The organism is Lysinibacillus sp. 54212 (assembly GCF_036662795.1).
In the GTDB taxonomy this organism is placed as follows: domain Bacteria; phylum Bacillota; class Bacilli; order Bacillales_A; family Planococcaceae; genus Lysinibacillus_B.
Map to the genome: position 1 here is coordinate 100,850 of NZ_JBAFWZ010000008.1, position 15,635 is coordinate 116,484.

Genomic DNA, 15,635 nt, shown 5'->3' on the forward strand with positions numbered 1-15,635 from the left:
AGGTGATAAGAGGGATCATCCACTTATCACCTTTTTGTCGTAGTGCATTACTCAGCTGCTACTACTTCTTCTACAGCTGGAGCTTCTGATTCACCTTGTTTAGACTCGATTAAAGCATCAGCCATTTTAGCAGTTAATAATTTAACAGCACGAATAGCATCGTCGTTAGCAGGGATAACATAGTCGATTTCATCTGGGTCACAGTTTGTATCAACAATACCTACTAGAGGGATGTTTAATTTACGCGCTTCCGCAACAGCGATACGCTCTTTACGAGGGTCAACTACGAACATTACGTCCGGAATAGCTGTCATATCACGGATACCGCCTAAGAATTTAACTAGACGCTCGTGTTCTTTTTTAAGTTGGATAACTTCTTTTTTAGGAAGTACGTCGAAAGTGCCGTTTTCTTCCATTTTTTCGATTTCTTTCATACGTGCAACACGTTTTTGAATCGTACCGAAGTTAGTTAAAGTACCACCTAACCAACGTTGGTTAATATAGTAGTTACCAGAACGCTCTGCTTCTTCTTTGATAGCTTCTTGAGCTTGTTTTTTCGTACCAACGAAAAGAACTTTGCCGCCATCTTGGCCAACTTGGCGCATGAAGTCATAAGCTTCTTCTAATTTTTTTACTGTTTTTTGTAAATCGATAATGTAGATACCGTTACGCTCAACGAAGATATATTTCTTCATTTTTGGGTTCCAACGGCGAGTTTGGTGACCGAAATGTACACCAGCTTCAAGTAATTGTTTCATTGAAATTACTGACATGAGTGTTTCCTCCTAAATGTTTGGTTTTTTTCCTCCGCATTTTTCATCTGTAACAAGCAACCCTAGTCACTAGAGCACCACTTACTACATCAAAATGCGTGTGTATTGTTAACACCGATAGCTAATATAACATACGTTGTCTAGGTCATGCAACTATTTTACGAATGGAATTTAATTAATAGCTCAATTTCCGTTTTCCCTTTTTGTGTTTTTTTAGCGATTTCTTCTATCGTTTTTCCTTCTTTATGTAATCGGATCACTTCCCGCTCAAACAATGACAAGTTCGTAAATTGATCATCCTGCTCTTTTTGCTCAACAGGTAATTCTTTATTAGATAATTGATCTGTTGGTCCTTGTTGTTTATTATATGCATTTGCAGCAAAGGTTTTCGGTATAAGCGTTTTATGTGTGAGCTCTAACTGCGCTGGCTCTTTTCCCTTCAGCAACACCGATTCTAATCCTGTATTAATTCCCTGAACAGCACTAGGCTTTGGAAGCTCCTCTACTACTGGTTGCTGAAAACTTGTCGATGAGGTAGGAGCCTGCTGAACTTTCGAAAGCTCCTTAATAAGTCTATCATTTTCCTCTTTCAACTCCATTAAGTACGCACCAATCGAGTTATCCATTTCACGAATTACTTGATCCTGCCGAATTTCTAAATCCTTAAACCTCGCAATTTTACTGTTTAATAAAATAATTAAATAAAAGCTAATTAGCTGTAAAATAAATAGTACAATGAGTAATATTTCCACCATTGTTTCTCCTATCCGCTAAAATCAATAAAGTTCCCTTTAAATGGATGTTTCGCTGTTTGTTTTTCTTGCTCTTTATCCTTTTTTTTCGATAGCATCGATTGGTTGCTAGCATTTCCTTCACGCTCTTCTTCCTCAGAAATAGCATCCATATCTTCCGTATCATTTACCGCTAATTGCTTCCGTTCAATTTCTTTCTTCAATGCTTCATTGGCATTCATTTGCTGGTGGATTGTATTTTGTTGATGTTGATCTGCAATTTTACCTGCATCAAATGTTTTAGGAATAGCAATTTGTAATTCTATACCTTTTAAACTCATCTTCAACCCTCCTAAACATTCATCATTTCAGAAGATAATAATTTTCGTAGTTTAAATAATGCCTTCGAATGAATTTGTGAAATCCTTGATGTGGAAAGCTCTAGCATCTCACCAATCTCTGTTAGTGTTAGCTCTTCCGTATAAAACAAACTAAGAACGAGTTGCTCCTTTTCATTTAGCTTTTCAATATTTTGGGCTAAATCTGCTAATAACTCTGAGTGAATAATTTCTTGCTCAGGAGTTCTCGAATTATCATCCCGAATAACAAAGGCCTTCGCTTCCAATTCTTCTTGGTCCTGTTGCTGTTCATTTATCGAAAGTACATTTGAGAAGAAATGTTCTTGTACTGTTTGGTACACCTCTTCAACGGGTAAATTCATATGGTCTGCTAACTCTTCAGGTGTTGCATGTCGCATTAATTTTTGTTCTAATTGTTCAATTTGAGCCTCGAGCTTTTTCGCCTTTTCTCGAGCAGTTCTTGGTAACCAATCTTCTTTTCTTAAACCATCAATAATAGCGCCACGAACACGAAATGAAGCATAGGTGTCGAATTTCAAATCTCTATTTATATCAAATTTATTAAGCGCATCAAATAACCCCATCATCCCTAAGCTAACTAAGTCATCTCTTGAAACATTTTTAGGTAAACCTGCACCGATTCGTTGCACATGATAGGAAACAAGTGACTTATATTTTTTCACTAATATGTCGCCTGCTTGTGGATCCCGATTGTTAATCCAGCTATTCCAAAGTTTTTGTTCATCATTTAGAATTGATTGTGTCACCCGTATCCACCTCTCTTTGAAACAAATATTACTACCTATATTATAGCAAATAGAATACTATTTTACACACGCACCAATAGGACTAAATGTTTTTTAAGATATTATAAAAATACAATAAAAACACGAAAAAAGAGCCGATTTGTCGACTCTTTTCAAATTTTTATCTATAATTATGAACGACTTGGCATAGTTCCCTCTTCTGTATGCATCATTGTACGTACGACTTTTGCAATTTCTTCCGTACTTTCGTCCTCAAACTCCACTGTCGAAGTCTTATTACCAGCATGGGGCGAAATACTTGGAAGATCAGATTGTTCATCCGTTAACTGTTCAATTTGATGGAATTCAATCTCCTTTGGTGTATAAAAAATATACGATAAAAACATTCGAACAGGGAACATACAAAGAAATACGATTAAGGCTGCGATAAAAGAGCCTAATAGTACATTTAATGGCAGCACAATTGTTTTTTGAAGAGCAACAAAAAAATAAACTGTAAAGCCAATTAATGCCGCCCAGCAGTTATATAAAATTGAGCCAAACATCATATCTCACTCACTCCTTGATTAACTGTGCGAATATTTAATTTCGACGTACTCGGATTAAATTCAATTGTTCGACCGCTATTGCCGCCCGTATCTTCTGCTACAATCGGAATTCCACTTTTGCGAAGCTCCGCCTTAACCGCTTCCACATTACGTGGACCAATTCGCATAGAATCTCTATCTGATGTAAATTGGAACATTTGGGCTCCACCTGCAATTTTCGCCTTTAACTTAAAAGGTTGAACCCCTTCTAATTTTAACAAATCAATTAATGCTTGAATCCCAGTGTCTGCAAATTTCGCCACATTTAACGAATCCGCCCGACTTAAACTAGAATCTGGTAACATCACATGAATTAAACCTGCTATTTGCTTTGAGTCATCATATAAAATAACACCTACACAAGATCCTAAACCTGAAGTCCGAATCGTATTAGGTACTTTTACTACATCCATTTGAGCAATTCCGACTTTAACTACTTGATTCGATTGTAGAATCATCCTTGAGACACTCCAAGTGCTTTAAAAATAGACTCAAACGAATCCGGATCAGGTAATAGGAAGAAATGCCCTTGTACCGATTCACTATCTGCTAATTCTTCGTCAAAAATGGATGTATTTATTACAATGACATGATCACTAACATGCGATAACTCAATGAGTCCAATACTAATGATTGCACCAAACATATCTACACTTAACCCAGGTACAGTTGGATAAATTTTCAGTCCCGTAAAATCGGATAGGGCCGATAAGTAAGAACCAGATAATATATTCCCCATTTCCTGCATTGCAGATAATCCTAGCTCCGGTACTGGAGGCTGTGTAAAGTCAAATGATTCATCTCGAATAAGTCTTCGAATAAATCGATTCGCTTGTTCGATCGGCAATACGAAAAACATACTACCTTCCGCATCACCTTCAATGCGTAAAAAAATCCCTACAACATATGTCTCAGAGCCACCAGCAAGCTCCATCATATCATTAAAAGAAACCATTTCTACCTTCGGAACACGCATATCAATCTTCTTATTTAATAAGTCAGATAGCGCAGTCGCTGCATGTGCCGCTCCGATATTCCCTATTTCCTTTAATACATCTAAATGTAATGAAGTAATTTTTTGATGGAAATTCATCTTTTTTGACCCCTACTTTAGTAGATTCTAGGCGGGAAACCCACCTAGAAAATTAATCTTTTACCCTAATGGATTTAACACTTTGTCTAAATGTAACAAAATAAGTAAACGTTTATCTAATTTTGCTACACCTGAAATGAATTCTTCCTCTAGAGAACCTACGACTTCTGGCTGCTGCTCAATAGATGTCGTTTGAATGTCTAATACATCGTTTGCTGAATCAACGACAAAGCCCACTTCCATATCCTCTAGTTGAATAATGATGATACGTGTTGTATCCTCGTTCGTCGAGCCAACAATTCCAAAACGCTCACGTAGATCGATGATTGGCGTAACGACCCCACGTAAATTAATAACACCTTTAACAAAGCGTGGTGTTTTCGGAACACGCGTAATGTGCATTAATTTTTCAATACCGCGTACATATGATACCGGTATTGCATATTCTTTATCTGCTAATTGAAATACAATCACTTTAATGTAATCTTGCTCAACAGCATTTGTCATATTCTACACCTCTTTATTCATCCTATTTCCTACATAAGAGCATTACAGTCTACAATTAACGCTACTTTCCCATTACCTAAAATTGTTGCACCAGAAATTGCAAAAATGTTTGTTAAGTAATTACCCAGTGATTTTAAAACAATCTCTTGCTGACCGATAAATGAATCTACCACTAAACCTGCTAGTTTCTCACCTTTACGAACGATCACAACTGAATGGAATTCATCTTCTACTGCTTCATTACGAGGCACTTCGAATACTTCCTCTAAGAATATTAAAGGAACTACTTTGCCACGGAAATCAATCACCTTTTGATTGTGTGCATTTAAAATATCTGAATTACGAATAATAGACGTTTCAATAATAGATGAAAGCGGAATTGCATAAATTTCTTTTTCAATTTCAACTAACATAACTGAAATAATTGATAGGGTTAACGGTAATTGAATTGAAAATACTGACCCTACATTTTGTGTAGACTCAATGGATATATTACCTCCAAGGGATTCAATTGTTGTTTTTACAACATCTAATCCCACGCCTCTACCAGATACATCGGAAATGACATCTGCTGTTGAGAAGCCTGAAGCTAAAATAAGCTCATTAATTTGCTTATCAGACAAAGAATTTGCCACTTCTTGGGAAACAACACCCTTAGAAAGCGCTTTTGCTAGTACCTTCTCACGATTAATACCGGCACCATCATCTTCTATCTCAATAAATACATAGTTTCCGCTATGATAAGCACGTAGCTGAACTGTCCCCTCTTCCGGCTTACCTTTGGAGCGACGAATTTCAGGACTTTCAATACCATGATCAAGCGAGTTTCGAATTAAGTGAACTAATGGATCACCAATTTCATCAATAACTGTACGGTCTAACTCTGTTTCCGCACCGATAATTTCTAAGTTAATTTTTTTATTTAAATCACGTGATAATTGACGAACCATTTTTGGGAAACGATTGAATACTGTTTCCACAGGTACCATACGCATTGTTAAAATAATATTTTGTAAGTCGCCCATTACTCGACTCATACGCTCAACTGTTTCGTTTAATTCTCCATGATTCACTTCAGAAGCAATAGATTGCAATCGTCCACGATCAATTACTAGCTCTTCGAATAAATTCATTAACACATCTAAGCGTTCAATATTTACACGAATTGTTTTACTTGTCGCTACAGCTGTTGTTTTATTATTTGTTGGCGCTGCTTTTTTGTCCGCAGTATTTGATACAGGAGCAACTGCCTGAGTTGCAGGTGGTGTAGCCTCAACTTGTCTAACAGGTGCTTCCTCTATTACACTAGATTCTTTAAACGAGGACGGGTGAATTTCGGTTACTTCAACCGTTTCAACCTCTGATACCTTTAATAATTTTTTCTGTAAATCTTCTGCACTTTCTTTTGAAATGAAAGCTACGTAGAAAATACTATCAAACTGTTCTTCTTCTAACCTATCTACAGAAGGTGATGATTTAATGACATCTCCATTTTTCTCTAATATTTCAAATACCATAAACACACGAGCTGCCTTCAATAAGCAATCCTCGCGAAGGACTACAGTAATTTCATATGCTTTATAATCTTGATCGGCTGATTGATGTAGGATCGTTTTTTCAAAATCATCGTACACTAGTTTTAGTTCCGTTGTTGTAGCAGCTTGCTCAGCCGTAGCCGATGCTTGTTCTAAGTTAGCAGGCGCTGCTATAGCAACCTCACCTGATTCAATACGTTTTAATTGTTCAACAGTTCCTTGAACATTTCGCTTACCATCACCACCACTAGCAATATCCATTACCATTTCCTCTAGGTGATCCACCGATTCAAATACTACATCTAAAATTTCAGGTGTTACTTTAATTTTTTCGTTACGAATCGCATCTAATACATTTTCCATTTTATGCGTTAAATCCGCTAAATCCTCAAACCCCATCGTAGCCGACATACCTTTTAACGTATGTGCCGAACGGAAGATTTCACCAACGATTGCTAAATCTTCTGGATTTTTTTCTAGCTCTAATAAATGCTCGCTACAAGCTTGTAAATGTTCTTTACTTTCATCGATAAACATTTCTAAATATTGGTTTACTTCCATAAGAGGACACCCCTTTAAAACATAAATTTCATAATACTTTGTGCAATATCGTCAACATCTGCTATTTCATCTACAAGCTGCGTTTCCACGGCAGCTTTAGGCATTCCATATACGATACATGTTTCTGCTGACTCTGCAATGGCCATTACGTTACCCTTTTGTTTTAAAGCTATTAAACCTTTCGAACCGTCATATCCCATTCCAGTCATGATAACTGCAATTTTATCAAGGTCTTGATACTTACTTACATCTTCAAACATGACATCAACTGATGGGCGATGACCTGAACGAGGAGGTTCTGTTTGATCAAGCACGATAGCAAAAGATGTACCAACCTTTCGTAGCTTCAAATGGTAACCTCCAGGTGCAATATACGCTACTCCATTTTGTAATATATCGCCATGTTCTGCCTCTTTTACAGTGATCTCACTTAATTGATCGAGCCTTGTTGCAAGCGATTTAGTAAAACCAGCTGGCATATGCTGTACAATTAAAATTGGTGCTTGAATGTTCGCAGGTATTTTTGTTATAACTTCCTGCAGTGCACGCGGCCCACCTGTAGAAGTACCGATAAGTACGATTTTTTTTGATGATTTGCTCCACTCTTTTTTTAAAGTCGATTGAAGAGATACATTCGACACCGCTCCCTTTTTGCTAATCATTGTAGGTTTACTCGATGTTGCAAAAACTTTAGAATTTATTATTGATTTCTCTTCTTGAGGTTTACTAATATTTAATGGCTTTTTTAATTTTGCAACCGATACTTCTGTTGCTTGCTCAACTTTATGCACTAGCTCTTCTTTAATTTTGTGTAAATCTAAAGAAATAGTACCACTTGGCTTTGCAACAAAATCAACTGCCCCATATTCCATCGCCGTTAATGTATTGTCAGCACCTCTTTGAGTTGTACTCGAAAGCATGATTACTGGAACTGGACAAATCGTCATGATTTCTTTTAAGGCATCTAGACCATTCATTTCTGGCATTTCTACATCCATTGTTACAACATTAGGTTTTAACTGTTGAATTTTCTTGATTGCATCTTTCCCATTACGTGCCGTACCGGCAATTTCAACTTTCGAATTACCTACAAAAAAGTCGCTAATTAGTTTTCTCATAAAAGCAGAGTCATCAACAATTAATAGCTTGCTTTTGTTTGAGAAGTCCAATTAATCACGTCCTTTCGAGAAAATACTTTTAAGCTTTGATAAGAAATTTTTTGATTCTATTGGGGCATGAACTTCATCTTCCCTGTGATGAATAAAACGTTGAACTATTTGCCTCATCGTCTTTGTAATCGGTGCATCTGGATATGAAATCGTAAAAGGCACTTGTTCTCTTACTGCTTTACGGACGATTGGGTCTTCAGGTAAAGAACCTAAAATGACACATTCTTTCTTCAAAAATTTATTCATTGCACTATGAAGACGATTTACTGTTTCTCGCCCCTCCTCTACCGTAAAGGCTCGGTTACATAATAAATAGAAAGTTTTTTGACTATCTTTTAAATTAATATATTTCATCATCGAATAGGCATCCATAATCGCTGTCGGTTCTGCAGTAGAAATTACAATAATTTCATCTACGGAAACTAGTAGCTCCAGCGACCAATTTGTAGCTCCTGCGCCCATATCAAACAAGATATAGTCAAATGATTTTTGAAGATGTTCGAATGCTTCTATTAATAAATCAAACGTATTACCTGACCAATCAAGAAGTGAGCCCATTCCAGAGCCTCCGGAAATATAATGTAAATCATTCGGACCTTCGTACATAACTTCTGTAATAGTCAAGTTTCCTTCTAAATAGTCCTTCAAACTATATTGTACACTTTTCCCAATTAGAATGTGAATATTTCCCATGCCGATATCCATATCTAAAATAACTACTCTTTTACCTTCTTTTGCAAGTAGTGTGGCGAAATTCATCGTAAAATTACTTTTACCTACTCCGCCTTTCCCACTAACTACAGCTATAGATTTCCCTAAAGCACCTTCACTTTCAAGCATTTTCATCCTTAATTTTTCCGCTTGATCTCTCATTAATCTTCTCCTTGAAAGAACAATTCAAATAATTTATCTAGGTCTGGTTGCTCAATATCCTCTGGTACTTCTTGTCCATCCGTATAGTAAGCAAGTCCTTTATTATATTTAATCATTAAATTGAACATAGTGCCAACGGAATTTGTTTCATCTAACTTCGTAAAGATAAATTTCCCAATAGGAAGCTGCTCGAACTGATCAATAATAGCCTCTAAATCTCTTTCTTTAGCAGTTAATGAAAGTACTAGTAGGGATTCGGCCTGTTCACTAAAATCAACTAGCTTTTGTAAATCGTTTACATATTTTGCTTCTTTATAGTTTCTTCCTGCTGTATCGATAAAAACAATATCTAAATGAGCTAATTTCTCGATTGCTGCCTTATAATCTTCTACGTTATAGACAATTTCGACCGGTGCCTGTAATAAACCAGCATAAGTTTTCAGCTGTTCAATCGCTGCAATACGGTATGTATCTGTAGTGATAAACCCTACTTTTTTCTTATTTTCTAAAACCGCTCTTGCAGCCATTTTCGCAATCGTCGTTGTTTTACCAACCCCTGTAGGTCCAAGCACATTAATGAATTGTTTTTCATACGATAAGGCTTGAATTGGAAGGTGAGCTAATCTTTCTCGCAAATAGTTCTCTGCTAAAGCACGCATTTCTTCAAACTGAATTTCCTGTTCACTATTTTTAAAATACATAAAAAGCTCATCACTAATCGCTGTGATGAGCTCTTTGCTTAGCTCTTGACGCTTTAAATAATCTACAAAAGGCAAGAGTTCATCTGGATATTGGGATTGAATTGTTTGCCTTTGCATCGATTGCATAATCGATTTTAAATCTGCTATTTCCTTTTTTAATTCTTCGTTTATTGTAGTATTTTCTCTCTTCTGATCCTGTACAACGTATGAATCCATAACAGGTTGCCCATTTGTCGATGGTACTTGAGAAATATCTGGCAGTGGTGGAACGACTGACTTTTTCTCCATCGTGTCCACCCCTGCTACTACTTCAAAGCTTTTTTGTTTAACTAATCCGAATAACTTCTTTGTAACAACTACTTTTGAATTTAAAATAACTGCATCATCACCTAAATCAGCACGAATGAGCTTCATTGCTTCTGCAATAGATGGAGCATAATATTTCTTCATTTTCATTCTACATTCACCACCCCGACACTTTGTATTTCAACTGCTGCATCTAGTTCATTATAGGATAATATCGGAATTTGCGGGAAGTAACGTTCTGTAAGCTGGCGAACATACAACCGAACCCCCGGCGAACATAAAATAAGTGGTGATTGCTCAATAAACGAAACACGCTCCACTTCCTTTGCAATGGCTTCAAGCACATATTGTGATTCTTGCGGGTCCATCGCTAGGTAATTCCCATGGTCCGTTTGCTGTATACTATCTGCTACTAATTTTTCAACTTTCCCAGAAACAGTAATTACCTTTAATGCCGGTTGTCCATTCACAAATTGTGAAGTGATCTGGCGAGCTAATGCCTGTCGTACATATTCAGTTAAAATATCTGTATCACTCGTCAATTTCGAATAATCAGCGAGTGTTTCAAAAATAATTGGTAAATTACGAATAGATACATTTTCTCTTAATAACTTTGCCAACACTTTTTGAATTTCTCCTATAGAAAGAGGAGCAGGAGTAAGCTCATCAACTAAAATGGCATGAGTTTCGCGTAAATGATCGATAAGCTGCTTTGTTTCCTGACGTCCCAGTAATTCATGCGCATTTGCACGAATCATTTCTGTTAAATGCGTAGATACAACACTTGGTGGATCAACAACAGTATAGCCAAGCATTTCGGCATCTTCCTTTACTACCTCAGTAATCCATTTTGCTGGTAGTCCGAATGAAGGCTCAATTGTATCAATCCCATCGATTGAATCATCATCGCCTGGACTCATCGCTAAATAGTGATCAAGTAATAACTCGCCTCTAGCCATTTCATTACCTTTTATTTTTATTCGATATTCATTCGGTTGAAGCTGAATATTATCGCGAATACGAACGACTGGGATAACAATCCCCAGTTCAAGAGCCAATTGACGACGAATCATGACTACTCGGTCAAGTAGGTCCCCTCCTTGCGCCGCATCTACTAATGGAATTAAGCCGTAACCAAACTCAAATTCGATCGGGTCAACACTTAATAAATTAACTACATTTTCTGGACTCTTCATTGTATCAGTAGCAACCTCTTGTTCAAGCTCAAGTAATTCTTCTGGATCTTCCTCTTTTTTACGATTCATCAAGAACGCGCCTATTGCAAGTGAAGCAGCGATTGGTAATGTAATCCATCCTGGAATCGGTGTAAATAATCCTAGTAAAAGAATTGTAGCAGCTGCAACATAAAGTAATTTTGACTGTGCAAATAATTGATTTGTAATATCCACACCTAAATTGCCATCAGAAGCTGCACGCGTAACAACGATACCTGTTGCAGTTGAAATTAATAGAGCAGGAATTTGTGATACTAGTCCATCACCTACAGTTAAAATAGAGAAGTGATTAGCAGCCTCGCCGAATGCCATTTCCATTTGTACTATTCCAATAATCATACCTACTAATAGATTGATAAATACCATGATTATTGAGGCGATCGCATCACCTTTTACGAATTTTGTCGCACCGTCCATAGCTCCATAAAAGTCAGCCTCGCCCGCAACCTTATCACGACGTTCACGAGCATCTTTTTCAGAAATAATACCTGCATTTAAATCCGCATCAATACTCATTTGCTTACCTGGCATCGCATCTAAAGTAAATCGTGCTGCTACCTCAGCAACACGTTCGGAACCTTTTGTAATAACGATAAATTGAATAATAACTAGTAACAAGAAAATAACGAGACCGACTAAAATATTTCCACCTGTTACGAAATTACCAAATGTATCTACTACATCTCCCGCATCTCCATTTGCAAGAATTGCTCGAGTCGTAGAAACAGACAAAGCAAGTCGAAACAATGTCAACAGTAATATTACCGTAGGAAAAATAGAGAAATCTAACGCTTCCTTCATATTCATCGATGTTAATAATACTAATAGGGCTAATGTAATGTTAATAATAATTAAGAAACTTAGTAACCATGTTGGTAGAGGGATGATGAGCATCGCTACGATTAAAATAACCGCACCTAAAACCCCTAAATCGCGAACTTGCATGGTTTTCCCTCCTAATGTTACGTGTTTTAAATCTTACGTTTAATTCGGTATACATAAGCTAAAATTTCTGCTACCGCCTTGAAAAATTCTTCTGGCACTGGATCACCAATTTCTACTTGATCATACATCGCACGCGCAAGTGGACGATTTTCCACCATAATGACGTTATGTTCATTAGCAATCATCTTTATTTTTTGAGCAACAAAGTCTGTACCCTTTGCAATAACACGTGGCGCGTCCATATTTTCTTCATCATATTTAAGAGCAATCGCATAGTGAGTCGGGTTTGTAATAACGACATCTGCATGCGGTACTTCTTGCATCATACGACGCATGGCCATCTCACGCTGACGTTGCTTAATTTTAGATTTAATAAGTGGGTCACCTTCTGCATTTTTATGCTCATCCTTAATGTCTTGCTTTGACATTTTTAATTGCTTTTCATATTCAAACTTCTCATATATATAGTCAAGAAGGGCAATCAGCAAGAGCATAATAGAGGCTGCAACCCCCATCAATGCAGATAAATACGCAACCGTTGTTAAAGTTTCCCATGGACTTTGAAAGGATAGTGATAAAACTTCATCCAGATTCACCCAAATTACAAATGTCGTTACCGCACCAATAAAAGATATTTTTAATAACGACTTTACTAAATTAATAATGGCTCGAACTGAAATAATTTTTTTTATACCCTTTATCGGATCAATTTTCTTTAAATCGAATTTTAAAGTTTCAGTCGTAAATAAAAATCCAAACTGCAAATAGTTAGCTCCAATACCTGCAACGACAGCAATGACCATAATGGGTAAAACGATAATCGCCATTTGCTTAAGTGATTCGACATAAATTTCCATTGCAGTTTCAGCTGTTAATGTTTCAATTAACATATATCGCTGGAATGCTTGATGTAAAAAGGAAAATAATCCATTTTGCATCATTGGGGCAGCAAATATTAAAAACATAAACATAAGAAGCAATAGAATGGCTGCTGTTACATCCTGGCTTTTTAACACTTGTCCCTTTTTCCGAGCATCTTGACGTTTCTTCGGTGTTGCTTTTTCTGTTTTTTCTCCTGCAAAAAATTGAAGATTTAATGAAACTAATAGCTTCATACTTAAGCACCACCTAAAATAACCATCAAATTACGTAACGACACAATCATCATCTCGATTAAACTTTGCATTACCTCGACCAAAACACCCATTGTAATGATGAGGATAATAAAACCAACTGCAATTTTTATCGGGAAACCAACAACAAAAATATTAAGCTGAGGCACAGTTTTACCTGTAATTCCTAAAGCTAATGTAACTAAGAATAAAGTTGCAATTATTGGAGCCGACATTTGAAACGCTACAGCAAATACAGCTACGAACAGCTTCATGAAAAATTCTACTGTGTTTTCACTACCGAAATTCGGAAAAAATTGATCAATAGGCATAAACTGATAGCTATAGAAAATCCCGTCTAGAATTAAGTGATGACCATTAATCGCTAGTAACACTAATAGGGCTAAAAAGTTGAAAAACTGCCCCATTAAAGGACTTTGTGCCCCTGTTTGAGGATCCACAATATTGGCTAACGCAAATCCCATTTGGAAATCAATAAAACTCCCTGCAATTTGTACAGCAGAAAGAATGATGTATGCTGTAATCCCTAGTGTTAGACCTATTACCGCTTCCTTCAAAACTAGCAATATGTAATCACCGTTAATCGGAAGTGCCTCAATCGAAAATGTATAGTACATCATCCACGATAAAACGAATGCTAAAGAGATTTTCACTTGAGGCGGAATCGTACGATACGAAAACAACGGGACTGATACGAAAAAAGCAGAAACCCTTACAAATATTAATAGTAGAATTGATATTTTTGGAACTAATTCAGCCATCGTATCACCCTATGTATCGAACTAAATTATTTAAAATATCATAAAAATAATTTGTCATTTGAGATATCATCCACGGCCCAAAAAATATAATCGCGACAAGAACCGCAACAATTTTCGGTACAAATGCTAATGTTTGCTCTTGAATAGATGTGGTAGCTTGGAAAATACTCACGATTAAACCTGATACAAGTGCAACAAGTAACAAAGGCCCAGAAGTAATTAGGACAACATATACCGCTCTTTCTGCAATTGAAATGACCATTTCCTGTGTCATACTGTATCATCCCCTAAAAACTTTGAAGTAAAGATTTCATTACTAGATACCATCCATCTACTAATATAAATAGCAGTATTTTAAATGGTAACGAAATCATAACCGGTGGCAACATCATCATCCCCATCGACATGAGTGTACTTGCGACTACCATATCGATTACTAAAAATGGAATGAAAATCATAAAGCCCATTTGAAATGCCGTTTTAATTTCGCTCAATGCAAAAGCAGGTACAAGCATTGTTAACGGGATATCTTCAATAGCTTCTGGACGTTCAGCCTGATTGTACTCAATAAATAGTTCTAAATCCTTTTGTCTAGTATGTTTAGCCATAAACTCTTTAAAAGGGACTGCCGCTCTTTCATACGCTTCCTCTAAACCTATTTCCTCGTCGAATAAAGGTTGGAGAGCTTGTTCATTTACTTGCTGAAAGGTTGGCGCCATAATAAAGAAGGTTAAAAATAAGGCAAGACCTATTATCACTTGATTTGGAGGCATTTGCTGGGTAGCTAATGCAGTCCTTGTAAAAGATAGTACTATTACAATACGCGCAAACGAAGTCATTAAAATTAAAATGCTTGGTGCTAAAGAAAGAACTGTTAATAAGATTAACAGTTTCACAGATGTAGAGACGTTCGTTGGATCGCTTTCAGAAAAGATCGATATGAAATCTGTCATTTTTTATCGTTCTCCTTTTCTTTCCATCTTTCCAATTCATCACTACGCTCTTTTTTTATTTCAGATAAACGTTTATCTAAAATTTCGCTAAAGCCTTGTCCGTTCTGCTGTTCATCGACAGGGGCTTTTTTCGTTTTGAATTTGGCAAAAAGTTCGGCAATATAAGGAGAGGTTGATGCATTACTTTGTTTATCATTATATATTTTTAAAATTTGCGCGATTTCGTTTGGATCCTTAATCTCATTTAGTAGGTGAACATCTTCTCCCACACCAACGATGTACAACCGATCTCCTATATGCAGAAGCTGTACGGATTTTTGCGCTCCAACGGATAAACCACCAATATTTCGAATCACACTATTTTGCTGGTAGTTTAAATTACGCTTATTTAAAAACTTGAGTACTGCTATTAGTAGTCCTATTACAAAAACTAAAGATAACAGGATTTTTATGTATTCTAGTAGACCCATACCAGATGCCGATTCAGTACCTTCCGTTTCAGCATCTGTTACATCGCTATCCTCGCATTTGCTCTTATCTTCTATGCAATCGGTAATCATTTGATTACCTTGCGAGGCAGCAACGAATTGTGTGGGTACCACAAAGTTCATAACCAACAGTAATGCAAAAACCATCCATAAGTAAT

At 36.6% G+C, this 15,635-nt stretch carries 18 protein-coding genes; all 18 read right to left on the minus strand.

Annotated features, from left to right (window positions below; genetic code table 11):
* Positions 1-47: 47 nt before the first annotated feature.
* Positions 48-773: a 30S ribosomal protein S2 gene (gene rpsB / locus V4T18_RS07615; RefSeq protein ID WP_332648350.1), complete on the minus strand. Its 726-nt coding sequence runs from the start codon at positions 771-773 to the stop codon at positions 48-50.
* A 158-nt stretch (positions 774-931) separates the two neighbouring features.
* Positions 932-1,525 (minus strand): hypothetical protein, encoded by a 594-nt coding sequence (locus tag V4T18_RS07620; RefSeq protein WP_332648353.1) that lies wholly within the window; start codon positions 1,523-1,525, stop codon positions 932-934.
* 11 nt (positions 1,526-1,536) lie between these two features.
* A complete protein-coding gene (locus V4T18_RS07625) occupies positions 1,537-1,845 on the minus strand; it encodes an RNA polymerase subunit sigma (protein ID WP_332648356.1) in 309 nt (102 codons plus the stop codon).
* Between the two features lie 11 nt (positions 1,846-1,856).
* Positions 1,857-2,630 (minus strand): FliA/WhiG family RNA polymerase sigma factor, encoded by a 774-nt coding sequence (locus tag V4T18_RS07630; RefSeq protein WP_332648359.1) that lies wholly within the window; start codon positions 2,628-2,630, stop codon positions 1,857-1,859.
* Between the two features lie 170 nt (positions 2,631-2,800).
* Positions 2,801-3,178, minus strand: coding sequence for a hypothetical protein (locus tag V4T18_RS07635; RefSeq protein WP_332648362.1), 378 nt, complete (start codon positions 3,176-3,178; stop codon positions 2,801-2,803).
* The gene (locus V4T18_RS07640) at positions 3,175-3,675 is read right to left on the minus strand and encodes a chemotaxis protein CheD (protein ID WP_332648364.1); all 501 of its coding nucleotides are present in this window, start codon (positions 3,673-3,675) and stop codon (positions 3,175-3,177) included. The genes V4T18_RS07635 and V4T18_RS07640 overlap by 4 nt, the downstream gene beginning before the upstream one ends.
* Complete coding sequence (locus V4T18_RS07645; RefSeq protein ID WP_332648367.1) at positions 3,672-4,310, minus strand: chemotaxis protein CheC; 639 nt, start codon at positions 4,308-4,310, stop codon at positions 3,672-3,674. Before V4T18_RS07645 ends, V4T18_RS07640 begins: the two co-directional genes overlap by 4 nt.
* A gap of 60 nt (positions 4,311-4,370) precedes the next feature.
* Entirely contained in the window at positions 4,371-4,817 is a 447-nt protein-coding gene (locus tag V4T18_RS07650; protein ID WP_332648369.1) for a chemotaxis protein CheW, read from the minus strand.
* 29 nt (positions 4,818-4,846) lie between these two features.
* The gene (locus V4T18_RS07655; RefSeq protein WP_332648373.1) at positions 4,847-6,913 is read right to left on the minus strand and encodes a chemotaxis protein CheA; all 2,067 of its coding nucleotides are present in this window, start codon (positions 6,911-6,913) and stop codon (positions 4,847-4,849) included.
* Positions 6,914-6,927: 14 nt separating this feature from the next.
* The gene (locus V4T18_RS07660) at positions 6,928-8,082 is read right to left on the minus strand and encodes a protein-glutamate methylesterase/protein-glutamine glutaminase (protein WP_332648375.1); all 1,155 of its coding nucleotides are present in this window, start codon (positions 8,080-8,082) and stop codon (positions 6,928-6,930) included.
* The gene (locus V4T18_RS07665; RefSeq protein WP_332648377.1) at positions 8,083-8,955 is read right to left on the minus strand and encodes a MinD/ParA family protein; all 873 of its coding nucleotides are present in this window, start codon (positions 8,953-8,955) and stop codon (positions 8,083-8,085) included.
* Complete coding sequence (gene flhF, locus V4T18_RS07670; protein ID WP_332648380.1) at positions 8,955-10,112, minus strand: flagellar biosynthesis protein FlhF; 1,158 nt, start codon at positions 10,110-10,112, stop codon at positions 8,955-8,957. Before flhF ends, V4T18_RS07665 begins: the two co-directional genes overlap by 1 nt.
* Complete coding sequence (gene flhA / locus V4T18_RS07675) at positions 10,109-12,142, minus strand: flagellar biosynthesis protein FlhA (RefSeq protein ID WP_332648383.1); 2,034 nt, start codon at positions 12,140-12,142, stop codon at positions 10,109-10,111. The genes flhF and flhA overlap by 4 nt, the downstream gene beginning before the upstream one ends.
* A 26-nt stretch (positions 12,143-12,168) precedes the next feature.
* Complete coding sequence (gene flhB / locus V4T18_RS07680; RefSeq protein ID WP_332648385.1) at positions 12,169-13,257, minus strand: flagellar biosynthesis protein FlhB; 1,089 nt, start codon at positions 13,255-13,257, stop codon at positions 12,169-12,171.
* Between the two features lie 2 nt (positions 13,258-13,259).
* Positions 13,260-14,036 carry a flagellar biosynthetic protein FliR gene (gene fliR, locus V4T18_RS07685; protein WP_332648388.1) on the minus strand — a complete coding sequence of 259 codons (777 nt, stop codon included), beginning with the start codon at positions 14,034-14,036 and terminating at the stop codon, positions 13,260-13,262.
* A 4-nt stretch (positions 14,037-14,040) separates the two neighbouring features.
* A complete protein-coding gene (fliQ, locus tag V4T18_RS07690; RefSeq protein WP_332648391.1) occupies positions 14,041-14,310 on the minus strand; it encodes a flagellar biosynthesis protein FliQ in 270 nt (89 codons plus the stop codon).
* A gap of 13 nt (positions 14,311-14,323) precedes the next feature.
* The gene (gene fliP / locus V4T18_RS07695; protein ID WP_332648395.1) at positions 14,324-14,989 is read right to left on the minus strand and encodes a flagellar type III secretion system pore protein FliP; all 666 of its coding nucleotides are present in this window, start codon (positions 14,987-14,989) and stop codon (positions 14,324-14,326) included.
* Complete coding sequence (locus V4T18_RS07700; protein ID WP_332648398.1) at positions 14,986-15,624, minus strand: flagellar biosynthetic protein FliO; 639 nt, start codon at positions 15,622-15,624, stop codon at positions 14,986-14,988. Before V4T18_RS07700 ends, fliP begins: the two co-directional genes overlap by 4 nt.
* Positions 15,625-15,635: the final 11 nt, after the last annotated feature.

Coding starts and splice junctions, on each gene's coding strand:
- V4T18_RS07650 (WP_332648369.1), bottom strand. CDS start 4,817: ATGACAAATGCTGTTGAGCAAGATTACATTAAAGTGATTGTATTTCAA.
- V4T18_RS07655 (WP_332648373.1), bottom strand. CDS start 6,913: ATGGAAGTAAACCAATATTTAGAAATGTTTATCGATGAAAGTAAAGAA.
- V4T18_RS07665 (WP_332648377.1), bottom strand. CDS start 8,955: ATGAGAGATCAAGCGGAAAAATTAAGGATGAAAATGCTTGAAAGTGAA.
- V4T18_RS07700 (WP_332648398.1), bottom strand. CDS start 15,624: ATGGTTTTTGCATTACTGTTGGTTATGAACTTTGTGGTACCCACACAA.
- V4T18_RS07645 (WP_332648367.1), bottom strand. CDS start 4,310: ATGAATTTCCATCAAAAAATTACTTCATTACATTTAGATGTATTAAAG.
- flhA (WP_332648383.1), bottom strand. CDS start 12,142: ATGCAAGTTCGCGATTTAGGGGTTTTAGGTGCGGTTATTTTAATCGTA.
- flhB (WP_332648385.1), bottom strand. CDS start 13,257: ATGAAGCTATTAGTTTCATTAAATCTTCAATTTTTTGCAGGAGAAAAA.
- rpsB (WP_332648350.1), bottom strand. CDS start 773: ATGTCAGTAATTTCAATGAAACAATTACTTGAAGCTGGTGTACATTTC.
- fliP (WP_332648395.1), bottom strand. CDS start 14,989: ATGACAGATTTCATATCGATCTTTTCTGAAAGCGATCCAACGAACGTC.
- V4T18_RS07640 (WP_332648364.1), bottom strand. CDS start 3,675: ATGATTCTACAATCGAATCAAGTAGTTAAAGTCGGAATTGCTCAAATG.
- fliQ (WP_332648391.1), bottom strand. CDS start 14,310: ATGACACAGGAAATGGTCATTTCAATTGCAGAAAGAGCGGTATATGTT.
- V4T18_RS07635 (WP_332648362.1), bottom strand. CDS start 3,178: ATGATGTTTGGCTCAATTTTATATAACTGCTGGGCGGCATTAATTGGC.
- V4T18_RS07625 (WP_332648356.1), bottom strand. CDS start 1,845: ATGAGTTTAAAAGGTATAGAATTACAAATTGCTATTCCTAAAACATTT.
- flhF (WP_332648380.1), bottom strand. CDS start 10,112: ATGAAAATGAAGAAATATTATGCTCCATCTATTGCAGAAGCAATGAAG.
- fliR (WP_332648388.1), bottom strand. CDS start 14,036: ATGGCTGAATTAGTTCCAAAAATATCAATTCTACTATTAATATTTGTA.